Origin of the sequence: Martelella mediterranea (assembly GCF_004342225.1) — a bacterium.
Lineage (GTDB): Bacteria > Pseudomonadota > Alphaproteobacteria > Rhizobiales > Rhizobiaceae > Martelella > Martelella mediterranea_B.
On the sequence record NZ_SMAR01000008.1, the window covers coordinates 14,314 to 28,149 of the forward strand.

The window sequence follows — 13,836 nt, forward strand, 5'->3', positions numbered from 1 at the left end:
CAACGATCAGCTCTGGCGTGCATCACTTTCAGCGTCGAAAGCACGCTCCAGATACATGTCACGATCATAGACATCGTCGTAGTACTGGATTTCGCCGTTCGCATCCGGCCACGCGGTGAAATAGGATACATAAACCGGGAACTGCTGAGGAACCTCGACTGGCGTGTTCACGCCCGTTGCAATTTCCGCGTCGATATCAGCTTCCGGAACGCCGAGCACGGCGGCCGCCATTTTCTTAGGATCGGACAGGCGGATACAGCCATGGCTGAGTGCACGCTCGTCACGTTCAAAATACTTCTTCTGCGGTGTATCATGCATGTAGATCGCATGATCATTCGGGAACAAAATTTTCAGCTGACCCAGCGCATTGCTCGGGCCCGGCTTCTGACGAACATCGACCATTGGCGCAGAAGCCCAGTTCACCGAAGCTGATGAGACCTGACGACCGTTATAGCTGACTTCAAAACCGCGCTGGTCGAGATAGGACGGGTTCGCCCGAAGCTTCGGCAGATATTCGTTGATGATGATCGAACGCGGCACACCCCAGTAAGGATTGAATTCCACGGTTTCGATTTCATCACGGAAGAAGTAGGTCTGATTGGTCGGATTGCCGACGACCACGCCCATATCGAAACTTTCGCCATTGTCATCATGATAATAGGCGCGATAAGCGGGCTGGTTGATGAACACATAACGCGGGCCAAAATCGTCCGGCAGCCAACGCAGACGTTCCATCGATGTCACGAGCTTCTCAAGCTTGTCGGCATTGGTTTCCACATCAAATGCGGAAATCGTCTTCGGCCCGATCACGCCATCAACGTAAAGCCCCTGTGAGCGCTGGAAATCCTTCACCAGTTCAACAGCATCACCGGTGTAAGAGGTTTCGCCATTGTAGTTTGCGAAGAAGTCGGAATGATCATAACGGAATTCAGACGGGCTCTTGCGCCAGATGGCCTTAACGACTTTCGGCAGTTCGGCTTCATCTTCACCCGGATGCATATAGGTGCCCGGCGAAAAGACAATCGGCTCGACATACTCATCACTGTTGCGAATCTTCGCCAGCGCCGTTTTCAGTTCAGCGAAGCGCTCACTTTTCGGGTTGTAGTCTTCCATAAACGCCGTCACGTCGTCGGAAGCTTCAAGACCTTCAATCGCCGCAGACAGATCAACCGGCGTACGCTGCAGATCATGAAATTCGGAAATACGATTCGGATCCACACGCCCGCGCTTGGCATCCTGCATGTAGGAAAGTGCCTCTGCTGACAGCACAAGCTCGAACTGCATCAACGCTTTTTCACGCGCTGCGTCATCTTCGGCCATCGTAAGGTCGGGCTCTTCAACCTGATAATCGGCGGGATCAAGCCCGTACTCAGCGGCGTTACTCAGAACTTTGAGCGCATTTTTGGCGGCAGGCGTAATCTCACCGTCGGAAACCCAGATGAGCGCTCCGCCATTGGAGTAATACTGTTCCAGAGCTGACGCGATGTCATCGTTTGCCCTGACCTTCGCATCCGTCAGATACTGGCGTGGATCGTCGTGAGCGATTGCAACAGATGTTTCCTGAGCCAGGGCATCACTGGCCGTTCCGGTGTCAAGCGACGCGACTTCAGCATTTTCCGCTTCGCCTGCGCTTTCAACCGGCTCGATCGCACCGGTGACAACCGGATCCTTGATCTCGCTGATGCTGACAAGGCGCATCGGGTCTGCACGGTAGGTATAATATTTAGGTGGCGCGACCTTCGGCACGGAATACGACCGTGTCTGCTTTGGTGCCTGCGTCGGCTGCTGCTGCTGCACAGCTGCGCCACGATCAGCCTCTTTCTGACGACCGCGAAGAATGTCCATCAAAGTCAAAGCATTGGCTGTACTCGGAACGGTTACCGCAGATACCGCCACCGCCAAAGCGACCGACGAAACGCAAACGGAAAGGATTTTGCGCAATTTCTCACCCCATCAGAACAAACTTAAATTAGAGAAACACTACCCTGTGATCACATGTCGATCCAATAACAATTATGCTATCGCGACATTGTTCCCGGTTGTGTTGAAAGAAAACAACACCCTTTGCGTTGAATTCGATGCTGATTTTCAATTTATCAATTTATTGCCGATAGATTAACAGACGATGAATCACTGTTTTGACGGCGCCAGAACAAGGACGCAAAAATGTGCCGAAAATGCGCCCGTCAACTGACAAAGCACAAATGGAACGACATCCACCGGGCGAATGCCCGCATAGGTGTCTGAAAACATTCGCGCCAGAGTGACTGCAGGATTTGCGAATGAAGTTGAAGCTGTGAACCAGCACGCTGCAAGAATATAAACCGGCACTGCCACGGCAAGGGAATCCGGACGCGTCTCGCGCACGGTCAGAATTGTCAGCATGAGACCGAACGTCGCAACCCATTCGGCAAGCCACTGCCCGTAGCCGTTTCGCGGATGTATGGAAAACTGCACCACATCCAGACTGAACATGGCATGGGCCAGACACACGCCAGCAATGCCACCAACGCACTGGACAGCGATATAGCCAAGAGCGTTTCGATGGTCTATTTCCCCGCGCCACCAGAAGACGGCAGTCACAGCCGGGTTGAAATGCGCACCGGAAACCGGCAGCAGCGCGGTAATCAGGACATAAAGCATCGCAATTGTCGGAATCACATTACCGAAAAGAGCAACCGCCTTGGCGTCCCCCGCCAGGGTATCAGCCATAACACCCGAACCGATCACTGCGGTGAGCAAGGCAGCAGTGCCGATAAACTCTGCGGCCAGATTTCGTGTCAGTGTACGCATTGTCCCTCACGAACAAACCGACCGGAAACCTCGTTGCGTCCCGGTGCATTTTAAAAACGGATATAGCGTGACTCGTTCCCATATTTGAATGACGTACCTCAAGGCTTTAAATACATTGTTTCGGATTTATTCAAGGCAGGTGAAATACGTCCAGGCAATGAACGAGGGATCACATCTCTTAATGCCCCCGCGCAAACAGCGATTTTTCAGTTCTAATCGAATTAGTTCACACTGTTTCTTGACAGATGCACTGTTTGCGCGTGATTGCATGAGGCGATAAAGCCGCAATGGCGTTTTGCGAATTCGCAATGCGGCAATGCTTGAAGAGAGGTAGAGGAAACATGACTGAAACCCGCACCGAAACCGATACATTCGGCCCGATTGAAGTTCCCGCAGACCGTTACTGGGGCGCACAGGCGCAGCGTTCGCTTGGCAACTTCAAGATCGGCTGGGAAAAGCAGCCACTTTCGGTCATTCGCGCTCTCGGCATTGTCAAACAGGCTGCAGCAAGGGCCAATATGGCGCTTGGCCGCCTGCCGCAAGACATCGGCAATGCGATCGTTGAAGCAGTTCAAGAGGTCATTGACGGCAAGCTGAACGACCACTTCCCGCTGGTGGTCTGGCAGACGGGTTCGGGCACACAGTCCAACATGAATGCCAATGAAGTGATCTCAAACCGCGCCATTGAAATTCTTGGCGGGGAAAAGGGCTCGAAAAAGCCGGTTCATCCGAACGACCACGTCAATATGAGCCAGTCTTCAAACGACACCTACCCGACGGCCATGCATATTGCCTGTGCCGAGCAGATTACGCACCACCTGATCCCGGGCCTCAAGCATCTTCACGAAGCCCTTTCCGCCAAGGAAAATGAATTCGCCGACATCATCAAAATCGGCCGCACCCATACGCAGGATGCAACGCCGCTGACGCTGGGACAGGAATTTTCCGGCTATTCGGCTCAGCTTGCTTCCGCGATTGAACGCATCGAGCTGACGCTTCCCGGTTTGTATCACCTTGCGCAGGGCGGCACGGCTGTGGGTACAGGCCTCAACGCACCGGTCGGCTTTGCAGAAAAAGTTGCGGAAGAAGTCGCAAAAATCACTGGCCTGCCATTTGTCACCGCACCGAACAAGTTCGAAGTTCTCGCCGCGCACGACGCGATGGTATTCTCGCACGGGGCTATCAATTCTGCCGCCGCTGCCTGCTTCAAGATTGCCAATGACATTCGCTACCTGGCGTCAGGCCCGCGCTCCGGCCTTGGCGAACTGGCATTGCCGGAAAACGAACCCGGTTCCTCGATCATGCCCGGCAAGGTCAACCCGACCCAGAACGAAGCCATGACGCAGGTTTGCGCGCATATCTTCGGCAATCAGGCAGCGCTGACTTTTGCCGGCAGCCAGGGGCAGTTTGAACTAAACGTCTACAACCCGATGATGGCGTATAACTTCCTGCAGTCTGTGCAGCTTCTGGGCGATGCCGCCGTATCCTTTACAGATCACTGCGTCACGGGGATCAAGGCCCGAGAAGAAAACATCAAAGCCGGTCTGGAGCGCTCGTTGATGCTGGTAACAGCGCTGGCACCGAAGATCGGTTACGATAATGCCGCCAAGATCGCCAAAACCGCACACAAGAATAATACGACCCTGCGCGAGGAAGCGCTCGCCACCGGCCTCGTCACCGAAGCAGAGTATGACGAAGTGGTCCGTCCGGAACTGATGATTGCACCGAAGTAAGCATCTGTGCGGAAATCCTGAGATGACAAGCCCCGGCATTTGACCGGGGCTTTTCTTTACTCAGGCAAATGCCGACGAAACAGCAACCAGCCCGAAACCGATCAAAATGCCTCCGGAAATGCGCGCCACCCAATGGGCAAATTCTACCGGCAATCTATGGCGGATAATGGCAACCAACCCACTCAAGAAAACCCACCACAGCAGGGAGCCTGCAAAAACGCCGAGAACCACCACAACAAGCGCCTGATTGCCACTGGCATCAGCAAGCCCGAAGCCGGCAAAAATCGCCACAAATGAGAGGATCGTCGCAGGGTTGGTGATGGTCAGCACATAGGTGGTCAGCAAAGTACGGATGAGGTCCCCCCTGCCCGCAGTTTCCTGCACGGACGCAGCTCCGGTCTTGCGCATCTCGCGCCACCCCAGAAAAATCAGGAAGGCACCACCAAACAAGGCCAGCGGCGTTGAAATTTTCGCAAGAGCAGCTGAAAAGGCAGCGAAGCCGAGTGCCGCCAGCGCGCCATAAGACGCATCAGCCAGAGCCGTTCCAAGACCACCTGCCACACCGGAAACGAAGCCGCGCGTCAAAGAACGATTGATGCAAAGAGCGCCAATCGGCCCGACAGGTGCAGCAATCGCCATGCCGACAAGCACACTCTTAAGCAATAGTTCCAGCATGATCCGTGATCCTTCCTATCTCGCAAAATAGGCCATAAATCAGTTCATGCCTGAGATGAAGGTGTTTTCGCATGAAAGCACCGGGCAAACAGAAAGGCCGCGCTTTCAAGCACGGCCCCACAAAAACTCGAAATGTATAACAATCAGTGCGCGGCGGCTTCCCGCGCTCTGGCCAGTTCGGCGAGGTCTGCCGCCTTAAGTTCAACCGACTCCCCACAACCGCAAGCCGAGGACTCGTTGGGATTATTGAACACGAATCCGGTTCGAAGCTTGGTGACTTCAAAATCCATTTGCGTGCCGAGAAGATAAAGGGCTGCGGCCGGATCAACCCAGACTTTCGCACCGGCATGCTCGACGAAGTCGTCCTTGTCGTTCGCATTTTCGCTGGTCACGAGGTCTACGGCATATTCCATGCCAGCACAGCCACCTTTTTTGATCGAAACGCGAATGCCTAGGGCGTCCTCTCCCTTGTTTGCAACAATTTCGTTGATGCGGCTGGCCGCTGCATCTGTAAGTGTAATGACTTGAAAGCCCATTTGATGTCTCCTTGCCACCTGAGTTCAAGGCTCAGGGTTGAGGTTCATTGCAGCATCGGCAACCGGACCGGTCAATACCAGCCGACAGCGATCTTTGCTTCTTCCGACATCCGGTCCGGCGTCCATGGCGGATCAAAAGTCATGATGGCTTCCGCACCGGACACGCCTTCAACCATGCTGACCGCATTTTCAACCCAGATCGGCATTTCACCGGCCACCGGGCAGCCCGGTGCTGTCAGCGTCATGTCGATCTTCACAAACCGGTTATCGTCGATATCGATCTTGTAAATCAGGCCGAGTTCGAAAATGTCTGCCGGTATTTCCGGATCATAAACGGTTTTCAGCGCCGAAACGATATCATCGGACAGCCTTGCCAGCTCTTCCGGCGGAATAGCCGAGCCGCTTTCTGCCGGAGCATTGGCAGCTTGATTTTCCGTTTCTTCAACACTCATCACATATCTCCCTCAGGCAAAGAAGGACCGCGCAAAATCCAGGGCTTCTGCCAGCGCGTCCACTTCCTGACGTGTATTATACATGCCGAACGACGCCCGGCAGGTCGACGTTACGCCAAACCGGGTCAACAATGGCTGGGCACAATGCGTACCTGCTCTGACGGCAACACCACGCCGGTCAATCAGGGTCGAAATATCGTGGGCATGTACACCTTCGATAACGAAGGAAAAAATGCCACCCTTGCCCGGCGCATCGCCAATAATCCGAAGGGCATTTATCTGCCCCAGCGTTTCTCTTGCATAAGCCGTCAGATCAGCCTCATGTGCAGCAATCGCCGCACGACCTATTCCTTGCATATAGTCAAGGGCAGCGCCCAATCCAATAGCCTGAACAATCGGTGGTGTTCCCGCCTCGAAACGGTGCGGCGGCTCAGCATAGTCAACGCGATCTTCAAAGACATCGGCAATCATCTCGCCGCCGCCCTGGAAAGGACGCATCTCCTTTAGCCGGTCATACTGCCCATAGAGCACGCCAATGCCAGACGGTCCGTAAAGCTTATGGCCGGTCATCACATACCAGTCGCAGCCGATATCCTGAACATCGACCGGCATATGAACCGCGCCTTGCGAGCCATCCACCAGCACCGGAACACCACGCTCATGCGCAATTCGCGTGACCTCTTTGACGTCGACAACAGTTCCGAGCGCATTGGACATCTGTGTCATCGCAACAAGCTTCGTACGCTCTGTCAGGCAGCTTTCAAATGCGTCCATGTGAAAGACACCATCATCATCGACCGGCGCCCAGACGATTTTCACACCCATGCGTTCGCGCAGAAAATGCCAGGGCACGATATTCGAATGATGCTCCATGATCGAAAGAACGATCTCATCGCCTTCCTTCAGATGCTCCATCGCCCAGCCATAGGCGACCGTGTTGATCGCCTCAGTCGTGTTGCGCGTAAAAACAATCTCATTCACAGAACCGGCGTTCAGAAATGAGCGTACCTTTTCCCGCGCGGCTTCATAAGCATCGGTAGCAGCATTGGACAAAAAATGAAGGCCACGATGTACATTGGCATATTCATGGGCATATGCGTTGCTGATCGTGTCAATCACCACCTGTGGCTTCTGCGCAGAAGCACCATTATCCAGATAGACGAGTGGCTTTCCATCGTGCACCGTGCGCGACAGGATCGGGAAATCCCGCCGCACAGATTCCACATCATAGCCAGCGTTTTTCTGGGTGGATGCCTGTTCAGTCATGACGGTCCAGCCATTCTGTAATCACAGATTCGACGGCCTCTGTCAGCTGCTCGTCTTCAAACTCTTCCACCACTTCCGCGGCGAAGGCATTGATCAGCAGACCACTGGCAACTTTGCGCGGAATACCACGGGCCATCATGTAATAAAGATGGTTTGGATCGATGTCGGTCACTGTCGCGCCGTGACCGCACTGTACATCATCCGCGAAGATCTCCAGTTCCGGCTTGGACGAAAAGCTGCCGTGATCGGTCATCAGAAGTGTGTTGCAGGCCATTTTGGCATCGACCTTCTGCGCATCGGGCGCAACGCGGATGAGTCCCTGAAACACGCCGCGTGCCTTATCAAAGACTACATTGCGAATGGTTTCAGTCGATGTCGTGTTGGCAACATTATGGCCCAGGTTGAAGGTGATGTCGGTATGCGTATCCCCACCCAGGAGATTGACGCCACGCAGCATCAGATCTGCACCTTCGCCTTCAACCTCACACTCGATTTCGTGACGCACCAGCTTGCCGCCGGTGTTTACGATCAGCAGCTTAAGCTTCGCATTCTCGGAAAGCGAGATCTTCAGTTTTCCGAGATGGCTGTCAGAAGCGCCCTGATCCTGCATGATCACATAGGTCACCTCAGCGTCCTTACCAAGCGTAAGCGAGGTAACATTACTGACGAGAGCGGCTGCATCTGTCGGCGCGACATGACGCTCGACAAATGTGCCGCTTGTACCGTCACCAAAGGAAATGGCGTGGCGCGCATGCACCTGACCACCGCTGTGCGCAGCCTGAAGTTCCAGCGGGCGCTGAAGTTCTGTTCCCGCGTCGATATTGATCACATAGCCGTCAGCGACCATCGCACCGTTGATGCGGCCGATCGCATCGTCGTCACGGGAAACGGCAATCAGCTCACCTCCATCGCCACCGCCGAGCGCTTCGGCAAAGGTTGACACGGTAACACCATCGACCGAGAGCGATGCTGATGCCTTGCCCTGAATGAGCGGCAAAAGACTGGTATCGGCAAACAAAGCCGCGATCGGATTAACCGCCTCACCGGCTTCTTCCGGCACCGCCTTCAGAAGGTTTCTGAGGTCGGTATAATGCCAGGCTTCGACGCGCCGCGTTGGCAATCCTGCTTTCTTGATTTCACCGGCGAGCTTATCGCGCATCGTTGTGACCGATGCATCACCCGGCAGTGAACCAAAGCTGCGGCCAAATGAGGCCAGCAACTGCTCTTCCGCTGATGTCAGCGTAATCTGGTTTTGCGCATTCATTATTTAACCTCCCGGCCTTCAGGCTGCTTCGCCGATGATATCGGCGTAACCATTGGCTTCGAGTTCGTGCGCAAGTTCCTTGCCGCCGGTCTTGATGATCTTGCCCTTGTAAAGAACGTGAACGGTATCCGGCACAATGTAATCGAGAAGGCGCTGGTAATGGGTAATGACCATGACCGACCGTTCCGGCGAGCGCAGCGCATTCACGCCATCGGCAACGATTTTCAGCGCATCAATATCAAGTCCGGAATCGGTCTCGTCCATAACGCAAAGCTTGGGTTCAAGCAGCGCCATCTGCAGAATTTCCGCGCGCTTCTTTTCACCGCCGGAAAAGCCGACGTTAAGCGGCCGCTTCAGCATTTCAAAATCGATCTGAAGTTCGGCAGCGCCTTCCTTGACCTTGCGGATAAAGTCCGGTGTCGAAAGCTCGTCTTCTCCACGCGCCTTGCGCTGCTCGTTGATCGCCACTTTGAGAAACTGCATGGTGGCGACACCGGGAATCTCAACAGGATACTGAAACGCCAGGAACAGGCCCTTGGCGGCGCGCTCTGCTGCGTCGAGTTCCAGAATGTTCTCGCCGTTATAAAGCACCTCACCTTCGGTCACTTCATAATCTTCGCGACCGGCAAGGATATACGAGAGTGTCGACTTGCCGGAGCCATTCGGCCCCATGATCGCTGCCACTTCACCGTCCTGAATGGTCAGGTTGAGGCCCTTGATGATTTCCGTGCCGTCCTCGGCAATGCGTGCGTGCAGGTTCTTGATTTCAAGCATTGTGTGTTTCCTTCAAGGAATAAGGTAGCGCTCCAAGCGCTTGAATATGTAAGCAAAAACGACCGGCGATCAGCCGACCGAGCCTTCCAGCGAAATACCAATCAGCTTTTGTGCTTCGACGGCGAATTCCATCGGCAGCTCCTGAATGACTTCGCGGACAAAACCATTAACGATCAATGCAATCGCCTCTTCCTCCGGAATGCCACGCTGCATGCAGTAGAACAGCTGATCCTCGGAAATCTTCGACGTGGTCGCCTCATGCTCAAAACGGGCCGAGGCATTGCCAGCCTCGATATAAGGCACAGTGTGCGCACCGCATTTATCGCCAATCAGAAGACTGTCGCACTGCGTAAAGTTTCGTGCGTTTTCTGCCTTGCGATGGGCTGAAACCTGACCGCGATAGGTATTGTTGGAAACACCGGCCGAAATGCCCTTGGAAATGATACGGCTCGACGTGTTCTTGCCGAGGTGGATCATCTTGGTGCCACTATCGATCTGCTGATGCCCATTCGAAACGGCGATTGAATAGAATTCACCGCGCGAATTGTCGCCACGCAGAATGCAGGACGGATACTTCCAGGTGATAGCCGACCCCGTTTCAACCTGTGTCCAGGAAATCTTGGAATTGTCACCCCGGCAATCGCCACGCTTGGTGACGAAGTTGTAAATGCCGCCCTTGCCTTCCTTGTCGCCCGGAAACCAGTTTTGAACTGTGGAATACTTGATCTCGGCATCATCCAGCGCAATCAGCTCGACGACTGCGGCATGAAGCTGGTTTTCATCACGTTGCGGCGCTGTGCAGCCTTCCAGATAGGACACGTAAGCGCCCTCTTCGGCAATGATCAGCGTGCGCTCGAACTGGCCGGTATTCTTCTCGTTGATGCGGAAATAGGTCGAAAGCTCCATTGGGCAGCGAACGCCCTTCGGAACGAACACGAAGGAACCATCGGTAAAGACCGCCGAGTTGAGGGCTGCGTAGAAGTTATCGCCCTGCGGAACGACAGACCCCAGATATTTCTGCACCAGCTCCGGATATTCACGCATGGCTTCCGAGATCGACATGAAAATCACGCCGGCCTTGGCCAGTTCCTTTTTAAACGTGGTCACAACGGAAACAGAGTCAAAGACGGCATCAACGGCCACCCGGCTCGACTGGTGCTGTTTTTCTTCAACACCTGCCAGGATCTCCTGTTCCTGAAGCGGAATCCCGAGCTTTTCATAGGTCGCAAGAAGCTCCGGATCGACCTCATCCAGCGTTTTGGGGCCACTGACCGATTTTGGCGCTGCATAATAATAAAGATCGTTGAAGTCGATCTTCGGATAGTCAACGCGCGCCCAGCTCGGTTCTTCCATGGTCAGCCAGCGCCGATAAGCGGCCAGACGCCATTCGAGCATCCAGTCCGGCTCCTGTTTTTTGTGCGAAATGAAACGGATGATGTCTTCGGACAGACCTTTGGGGGCCTTGTCCACTTCCACCATCGTTTCGAAACCATATTTGTACTGATCAACATCGATCTTAGCGACCTGATCGACAGTTTCCTGCACGGCAGCCATATTTCACTCCAATTCTACCGGATTCAAGGTCCGGCGGCTTCTCGTGTAAAAGCGATATATAACGCTTTATGTAATCAAACCGGGAGAGGGTTTCACCCCATTTCCCGCATTCAAATTGACTTTTCGCAAGTTTTTAGCTCAGGCCGCCTGCCCGTCTAACTTCCTGCGACCGGCAATTTTCGCAAACGCATCAATCGCCTGGCTCACATCATCGTCATTTGTCTCCCATCCCAGCGAGATCCGCAGCGCCCCGATATCGGGATCGCGCCCCATCGCCTTTAGGACATGACTTTCCCCGACTTTACCGGACGAACAGGCCGAACCGGCTGAAAGCGAAACACCTTCCAGATCAAAGGCAATCTGCCCGGTTTCTGCCTTCATGCCCGGCAGCGTAAAAAAACAGGTATTGGCAACGCGCCTGAGACCCTGACCATAGATCTCAACATCGGCTGCAGCATCGCGCATACCGCGTTCAAGCCTGTCACGCAGCGCTTCGATCCTCGCATTCCGTGTTTCAATTTCTAACGATGCAGATTTCGCAGCCGCACCGAACCCCAGAATACCTGGCAGGTTTTCAGTGCCCGAATGATGTCCCTTTTCCTGTCCACCGCCACGAACAAGCGGTGCAGGCATCAGCGTTTCACCGCGCGAAACAAGCGCACCAACGCCTTTCGGCCCGCCAATCTTGTGAGAAGAGAGAATCAGGAAATCAGCTCCCAGCGCCTCGATATCAACCGGAATACGCCCTGCGGCCTGAACGGCATCAACGACAAGCAAGCCGCCATGCGCATGAACAATCTTTGCCGCGGCCTCCACCGGCTGAATAATGCCGGTTTCATTATTGACCAGCATGATCGCAACCATCGGCAGCCCTGCTGATGGGTCATGGGCTGCAAGCTTCGCCTCAAGATCCGCCAGGTCAACAAGACCGTCCCGTGAAATCCCGATCTCAGTCGTCATTTCAGCAGGGAAACGCCCACCTTCATGAACAGCCGGGTGTTCGATACCGGAAACATAAAGTGCGCCAAGCGAGATGGCGCTGCGTCCCATGCGAAAATCAGGAGTAAGAATGTAGTTGGCGGCTTCAGTGGCACCGGAAAAGAAAATGATATGCTGCGGCTCAGCTCCCACCATCGCACCAACTTCACGGCGAGCGGCCTCAATGCGTGCCCGCGCGGCGCGTCCTTCGCGATGAACCGACGATGCATTGCCGATAAGATCAAGACCATCCAGCACGGCCTTACGCGCTTCCGGCAGAAGCTTCGCGGTCGCATTCCAGTCGAGATAGATACGATTGACGCTCATATCGCCCTTATTTGCGTTGCCAAACGGTTCCGTTACGCATTTTCCTTGAAATTCGTTACCCGCTTGTCCTATTTGAACCGCAGAAACGAATATCTTTTTTCGAACAATTCTAAACTGGTTTTAGAAAAGATGACATATTTAGTCAAGTCATCTCTGCTGAAACAAGGTCTCTAGGATGTTTGAACCGAATTTTCCGGAGAGCCAATGCCCGAAGTGATTTTCAATGGACCGGCCGGTCGCCTGGAAGGCCGCTATCAGCCATCCAAGGAGAAAAACGCACCGATTGCCATCATACTGCATCCGCACCCGCGTTTCGGCGGTACGATGAACAATCCGATCGTTTATGAGCTCTTCTACATGTTTCAGCGTCGTGGCTTCACCACGCTGCGCTTCAATTTCAGGGGAATCGGTCGCAGTCAGGGTGAATTCGACCATGGTGCAGGCGAGCTTTCCGACGCAGCTGCAGCCCTCGACTGGGTGCAGAGCCTGCACCCTGATTCGAAAAACTGCTGGGTTGCCGGGTATTCCTTCGGCTCATGGATCGGTATGCAGCTTCTCATGCGCCGACCCGAGATCGAAGGTTTCATGTCGATTGCACCGCAGCCGAATATTTACGATTTCTCGTTCCTCGCCCCCTGCCCGTCTTCAGGGCTGATTATCCACGGCGACGCCGACAAGGTTGCTCCGCAGCGCGATGTTAACGGTCTGGTCGAAAAGCTGAAAACGCAGAAGGGCATTCTGATCACACAGACTGTTGTGCCCGGCGCCAACCACTTCTTCTCCGGCAAGAATGATGAGCTTCTGGCCGAATGCGAAGACTACCTTGACCGCCGCATGGATGGCGAACTGGTGCCTGAACCGGCGCCGAAGCGGATCAGGTAAACTAAGATACGCATGCATTCTCAGCGGCCGGGCCTTTCCCGGCCGTTTGCTTTTTCACTTGAGGCGCTGAACAGCATTGGTCAGCTCGAAAGCGGTGCAGACAATCCCCTTGACGGAAAGCGGAGCGATCTCACGCATACCAATTTTCCGCAGAACCGCGACCGAGGCCTGATTTTCAGGCACTGCGAAGGCGATAAAACGGCTTGCAAGCTCCGTCTCGAAAAACCAGCGCGCAAGGTGTGCGGCCGCTTCCGTCGCGTACCCCTTTCCCCACTCAGCGCGTGCGATGGAATATCCAAGTTCAGCGACATCATGGGTTTCATCGAAACCGAAACCAGCCCGACCGATAAAAGCACCATCTGATTTCCGGATCAGCTTGAACTTGCTGTAACCTCTTTCGGCAAATGTCTTACGCCATTTGGTGATTTCGCCGGCCGCATAGTCCGGGCTCCACAGCATACCATCGCGAAAAAGATAACGTTCGCCTTCCGGATCGGAATGAAGGATGGAAAGCGCAACCGCATCCTCCGGTTTGAAAACAGAAAACGAAAGCCGCGCGCTTTCGGTCACGACGGTTTCAGGAATTGGAAAAGCCATACAAA

General features: G+C 54.2%; 14 protein-coding genes. 3 read left to right on the forward strand and 11 right to left on the reverse strand.

All coding sequences use genetic code 11. The annotated features are described in order from the left end of the window. Positions 1-6 precede the first annotated feature (6 nt). On the reverse strand, positions 7-1,845 hold the full coding sequence (locus EDC90_RS07315) for a L,D-transpeptidase family protein (protein WP_132310043.1): 1,839 nt from the start codon (positions 1,843-1,845) through the stop codon (positions 7-9). On the opposite strand from EDC90_RS07315, the gene EDC90_RS07320 reads away from it, so the two are divergent. Beyond that, positions 1,838-2,119: a hypothetical protein gene (locus tag EDC90_RS07320; protein ID WP_132310045.1), complete on the forward strand. Its 282-nt coding sequence runs from the start codon at positions 1,838-1,840 to the stop codon at positions 2,117-2,119. The genes EDC90_RS07315 and EDC90_RS07320 overlap by 8 nt on opposite strands. A gap of 11 nt (positions 2,120-2,130) precedes the next feature. Here the strand turns inward: EDC90_RS07320 and EDC90_RS07325 are convergent, their stop codons facing one another. Then, entirely contained in the window at positions 2,131-2,793 is a 663-nt protein-coding gene (locus EDC90_RS07325; RefSeq protein ID WP_132310047.1) for an aquaporin, read from the reverse strand. Positions 2,794-3,134: 341 nt separating this feature from the next. Between EDC90_RS07325 and fumC the strand changes: the two genes are divergently transcribed. Then, positions 3,135-4,526, forward strand: coding sequence for a class II fumarate hydratase (fumC, locus tag EDC90_RS07330; RefSeq protein ID WP_132310049.1), 1,392 nt, complete (start codon positions 3,135-3,137; stop codon positions 4,524-4,526). Positions 4,527-4,586: 60 nt separating this feature from the next. Here fumC and EDC90_RS07335 read toward each other — a convergent pair whose 3' ends face one another. The 8 genes from EDC90_RS07335 to EDC90_RS07370 form a co-directional block, all read right to left on the reverse strand. Continuing rightward, positions 4,587-5,201, reverse strand: a complete 615-nt coding sequence (locus EDC90_RS07335; protein ID WP_132310051.1) for a LysE family translocator — start codon at positions 5,199-5,201, stop codon at positions 4,587-4,589. 143 nt (positions 5,202-5,344) lie between these two features. Beyond that, entirely contained in the window at positions 5,345-5,737 is a 393-nt protein-coding gene (gene sufA / locus EDC90_RS07340; protein WP_132310053.1) for a Fe-S cluster assembly scaffold SufA, read from the reverse strand. A 71-nt stretch (positions 5,738-5,808) separates the two neighbouring features. After that, on the reverse strand, positions 5,809-6,189 hold the full coding sequence (locus EDC90_RS07345) for an SUF system Fe-S cluster assembly protein (protein WP_132310055.1): 381 nt from the start codon (positions 6,187-6,189) through the stop codon (positions 5,809-5,811). 12 nt (positions 6,190-6,201) lie between these two features. Beyond that, positions 6,202-7,455 carry a cysteine desulfurase gene (locus EDC90_RS07350; RefSeq protein ID WP_132310057.1) on the reverse strand — a complete coding sequence of 418 codons (1,254 nt, stop codon included), beginning with the start codon at positions 7,453-7,455 and terminating at the stop codon, positions 6,202-6,204. After that, positions 7,448-8,719 (reverse strand): Fe-S cluster assembly protein SufD, encoded by a 1,272-nt coding sequence (gene sufD, locus EDC90_RS07355; RefSeq protein ID WP_132310059.1) that lies wholly within the window; start codon positions 8,717-8,719, stop codon positions 7,448-7,450. The genes EDC90_RS07350 and sufD overlap by 8 nt, the downstream gene beginning before the upstream one ends. Before the next feature lie 18 nt (positions 8,720-8,737). Further along, positions 8,738-9,493: a Fe-S cluster assembly ATPase SufC gene (gene sufC / locus EDC90_RS07360; RefSeq protein WP_132310061.1), complete on the reverse strand. Its 756-nt coding sequence runs from the start codon at positions 9,491-9,493 to the stop codon at positions 8,738-8,740. A gap of 69 nt (positions 9,494-9,562) precedes the next feature. Next, entirely contained in the window at positions 9,563-11,047 is a 1,485-nt protein-coding gene (gene sufB / locus EDC90_RS07365; protein WP_132310063.1) for a Fe-S cluster assembly protein SufB, read from the reverse strand. A 138-nt stretch (positions 11,048-11,185) separates the two neighbouring features. Then, positions 11,186-12,352, reverse strand: a complete 1,167-nt coding sequence (locus tag EDC90_RS07370) for a cysteine desulfurase family protein (protein WP_132310065.1) — start codon at positions 12,350-12,352, stop codon at positions 11,186-11,188. A gap of 204 nt (positions 12,353-12,556) precedes the next feature. On the opposite strand from EDC90_RS07370, the gene EDC90_RS07375 reads away from it, so the two are divergent. Further along, the gene (locus EDC90_RS07375; protein ID WP_132310067.1) at positions 12,557-13,234 is read left to right on the forward strand and encodes an alpha/beta hydrolase; all 678 of its coding nucleotides are present in this window, start codon (positions 12,557-12,559) and stop codon (positions 13,232-13,234) included. A 54-nt stretch (positions 13,235-13,288) separates the two neighbouring features. Here EDC90_RS07375 and EDC90_RS07380 read toward each other — a convergent pair whose 3' ends face one another. Continuing rightward, the gene (locus EDC90_RS07380) at positions 13,289-13,831 is read right to left on the reverse strand and encodes a GNAT family N-acetyltransferase (RefSeq protein WP_132310069.1); all 543 of its coding nucleotides are present in this window, start codon (positions 13,829-13,831) and stop codon (positions 13,289-13,291) included. Positions 13,832-13,836: the final 5 nt, after the last annotated feature.